The organism is Elizabethkingia sp. YR214 (assembly GCF_003058195.1).
In the GTDB taxonomy this organism is placed as follows: Bacteria; Bacteroidota; Bacteroidia; order Flavobacteriales; family Weeksellaceae; genus Elizabethkingia.
In genome coordinates this window covers 1-4,255 of sequence record NZ_QBUH01000019.1, presented here as the reverse complement: position 1 = coordinate 4,255, position 4,255 = coordinate 1, and the positions used below count along the sequence as shown (strand labels likewise).

Genomic DNA, 4,255 nt, shown 5'->3' with positions numbered 1-4,255 from the left:
CGGAGATAAGAAAGAAAAAATTGACCTTAAAGGAAAAGCTATCATTGATAAACTTGTAAATGAAAAATTACAGTATAAAGCTAATCCTACTCCCGATGAGCAAAAATTACAAAATCAGTGGTTAACAGGAAAAAAGTAATATTTAATCAGATATAATTCAGATCTGTAAAACAGAGAAAGTCTTGTTCATGAAACAGGGCTTTTTGCTTTATATATTACAGTCTTTTGGGCTCCGTAATTACATTCAGAAATATTTCTTAGCATAAAATCCCGTAAATTTAGGGTCATATATTGTAAGCCCTGCATTTTATCAGACATTTACTATTACAGAAAAACAGAAATTACATTAACTTTGCCTATTGAATGATATGCATCAATTACGATATTTCCGGGAAAAATATTATATTGTTTAAAAACAAAGCCCAAACGGATTTAAGTAATCAGGCAGTTAATTTAGTTGACCAATAGATATGAAATATAAATTCTTAAATTTTAAATTGAGGAAAATTGTTCATTACTCATTAATACTATGTATCTTACTGATACAGGTTATTATAGCAGTCTTCTTTTACAATGAATTTACCAACGAAAAGAAGCTAAAGTTTATCGAAAGCCAGCTAAAAGATAGCAAAGCACTGGGAGGACTGACTGAAAACTCAAGAAAGAACTTCACAGAAGCACAGAACTATCTTCAGAAATATATGGTCAGTCAGGACGACAAAGATCTAAAGCTCTATTTCGAATCTCTAAAGAAACTGAAAGGTAATTTTGATAAAATAGGTGAATATGAAAGTTTAAGTCCCGGACTTAAAAATAGCATTGCCCAGCAAAAAAAGGATACTCCAAAGCTGATAGACCTGAAAGTATTAATGGATTCTGTATACCTGTCTTCCCTAAAGCATCCTGCAAGAATTGAGGATCAATATTATGAGCCGGAGAAGTATAAAAGTAATTTCGATAATCTGGATGTACAGACCCAGACCCATACTACGACAACGACTACTGATACGATTAAAAAGAAAGGCTTTTTCGGGCGTCTTAAAGATGCTATAACCGGGAAAGTTGATGTCCAAAAGGAGAAAGAAAAAGAAAGTACTATTGTTACTGTGACAAATAACAGTAAGGACAAGAGTAAACATAAAACAATAGATATTTCTAATGTAAAAACTGAAATGAATAATGCCATAAAATCTATAAACAAGCATTATTCGGATCAGATAAAAAAAGTACAGTTATCTGCAGCTAAAAGCCAGCGGGACAATCTTCGGTTTTATAGTAACTTCAACAAATTGCTAGTGTACAGCAATGGACTTATTGATGTTTATGAAAATGCGATTAAAGGTTTCAAGTCCGAATTAGAAAAAGAATATAACGAGCAAAGCTCCAGGAATAGTAAAACAAGAACTTATCTGGTACTGGGATTAATGGTACTTATGTTTATTGTATCCATCCTGATTATGTATTTCACAAGAATCGCATTTATATACGAAATGAAACTTAATGAAGCCAATGAGTTAAACAAAAAAAATCTCGGCTTCAAAAACAGAATACTGGGTATGCTGAGCCACGAACTAAGGTCGCCGCTAAAAATCATCAATATATTCATTGATAAAATTACCAGAACGACAAAAGACGAAGCTATAAAGGGCTACCTTAATTCTATAAAGTTTACCAACAGTTCTTTGCTTATACAATCCAATCAGATTCTGGAGTATACAAAAAATCAGGATGCCGGCCAGAAACTAGTCAATACAACCTTCAATCTTAAAGATGAAATTAATGCTATTGCGACGGCTATCACACCATATATAGAAACCAGAAACAACAGGTTTGTTCTAAATGATCAAATACCTGCAGATATTGTTGTACATTCAGATAATATAAAAATCAACCAGTTATTGATGAATATTCTGGGGAACGCCAATAAATTTACAGAAAACGGGCAGATAGACCTTAGCCTTACTACCGAAATGTCAGGTTCGGATAAGATTATGCTTACGACAGTCGTAAGTGATACAGGTTCCGGAATCTCGGAAACTGATCTTAAAAAGATCTTTGAACCTTATTATCAGGGCATGGTTTCTGACGAAATTGATAATCTTGGAGCCGGACTAGGTTTGAATTTATGCAAAGAGATTGTAGAATTATTTAATGGTGAAATATCAGTTGCTAGTGAACTCCGTAAAGGAACACAGGTAACGTTCAGTATAAATTTAAATATCGATACTAATGGAATTACAAACAGAGCATAAAGAAATAACATTCCTTTTGGCAGATGATCATAGTATTGTACGACACGGAATTGAAATTGTAATTCATGAATGTATTCCTGAAGCTACCGTTTATCATACCTCATCTTTATACCAGATCGAGGAACTGATAGAATCAAAAAATGTGGATATTCTGATCGTTGATGCACATTTCCCAGACGGAAACAGCCTGCATATACTACCGCAACTAAAAAGTTCATATCCCAACCTTAGGATTCTCATCTTCTCCGGTCTTGAAGAAAATCTGCATGCCATCAAATTTATACATGCAGGAGCTAATGGCTACCTTAGCAAATTAAGCGAAGAGGAAGAAGTAGAACAAGCTATCCAGAGCATTGTTCACAAAGGCGAATATATCTCTGAAACGTCCCGTAACCTTTTGGTACAATATGCTAACAATCCTAATTCAATCAACCCTCTTAGCGGCCTTACTAAGAGAGAGCTACAGATTGCAGAAATGTATGCAGAAGGATATGGAAATCTGGAAATTGCAAATCAGCTGGATATAAAGCAGAATACAGTAAGTACAATCAAGAAAAATATCTTCGATAAGCTAAAAATAGAGAATCTTGTTGAGCTTATAGAGCTTATCAAAATCCATCACAAAATATAGAATTCCAGGAATTACTCATTCACTTCTGTTGAACATCGATTAATCATCGATATATATCTACACTCTTATCGATATATATCGATGCTTTTCATTAGGCACCTTCCTTCCGGATGTTGTTACTTTGTAGAAGCAAAATTTACCAATCGAAACACAAATTAAAAATGCGGTAGGAAGCTTTTTAATTCCGGTAAATATTTTATGGCTATGCAAATACTAAACTATAGTTATAAAAAGCACAAATGATGAAATTTATTACAGAAGTATCCATATGATCTTCGATCAATTTTCTCACAACAACTGATTTATAAAAACACAAACACAATATATAAACAGAGAGATTGATCTTTTAAGGTTATTTATTAAGAAGAAGGAGATTTCCACAAAAAATTGAGACTGTCTTTTAGACAGTCTTTTTTTATTAACGCTTCAGTAAACTAAAGACACGTAAATCAAAGGTAAAGAGATTCGTAATACTCCAAGCTCCTTTTATAAGAAGCTCATCATATACTTCTCTTATTAATAAATAACCGATATATATCTATGTCTTTATCGATATCTATCGATGTCTTTTATTAGGTATCTTCCTTCCGGATGTTGTTACTTTGTAGAAGCAAAATTTACCAAACAAAAACACAAAATTAAAAATGCGGTAGGAGGCTTTTTAATTCCTGGTAAATATTTTATGACTATGCAAATACTAAACTAAACTATAGTTATAAAAAACACAAATGATGAAATTAATTACAGAAGTGTCCATATGACCTTCGACCAATTTTCTCGAAACAACTGGTTTATAAAACACAATCACAATATATAAACAGAGAGATTGGTCTTTTAGGGTTATTTATTAAGAAGAAGGAGATTTCTACAAAAATCGAGACTGTCTTTTAGATGGTCTCTTTTTTCATTTAATATAATTTATCCACAATCAGCTTTTCACAAATATAAATCGGTCACTATCCATTAAAAATTTCAGTTATGAGATAGCACTAAAATTTTGTTAAAAGTCTCTATCATTTTATTTTAAAGTTAAAGTTTTACTGTAACACATTCTAAATAAACTCATAAGCAATAAAAAGTATTTGGATTTAAAAATGTAATACTATAAATTTAGACTTATAATAAAAAAAATACACAAAATGATTAATCTAAGCAGAATAGATTTAAGAAGTGACACCCTCACACTTCCAACAAAAGAGATGAAAGAAGTGATGGCCAATGCTGCCTTAGGAGATGATGTATATGGTGAAGATCCTACGGTTAATGAATTGGAAAAAAAAGTAGCTGCAATGTTCGGAATGGAAGCTGCTCTTTTCTGCCCTACAGGTACAATGACTAACCAATTGGGAATAAAAGTACATACACAGCCCGG

At 32.5% G+C, this 4,255-nt stretch carries 3 protein-coding genes; all 3 read left to right on the top strand.

What is annotated here, in order from left to right; translation table 11 throughout:
* Window positions 1-497: 497 nt before the first annotated feature.
* Complete coding sequence (locus tag C8J95_RS18495; protein WP_255412893.1) at window positions 498-2,252, top strand: HAMP domain-containing sensor histidine kinase; 1,755 nt, start codon at window positions 498-500, stop codon at window positions 2,250-2,252.
* On the top strand, window positions 2,230-2,883 hold the full coding sequence (locus C8J95_RS18490) for a response regulator transcription factor (RefSeq protein ID WP_107810185.1): 654 nt from the start codon (window positions 2,230-2,232) through the stop codon (window positions 2,881-2,883). The genes C8J95_RS18495 and C8J95_RS18490 overlap by 23 nt, the downstream gene beginning before the upstream one ends.
* A 1,139-nt stretch (window positions 2,884-4,022) precedes the next feature.
* Window positions 4,023-4,255 (top strand): beta-eliminating lyase-related protein (locus C8J95_RS18485; RefSeq protein WP_255412892.1); only part of this gene is annotated, 233 nt, incomplete at its 3' end.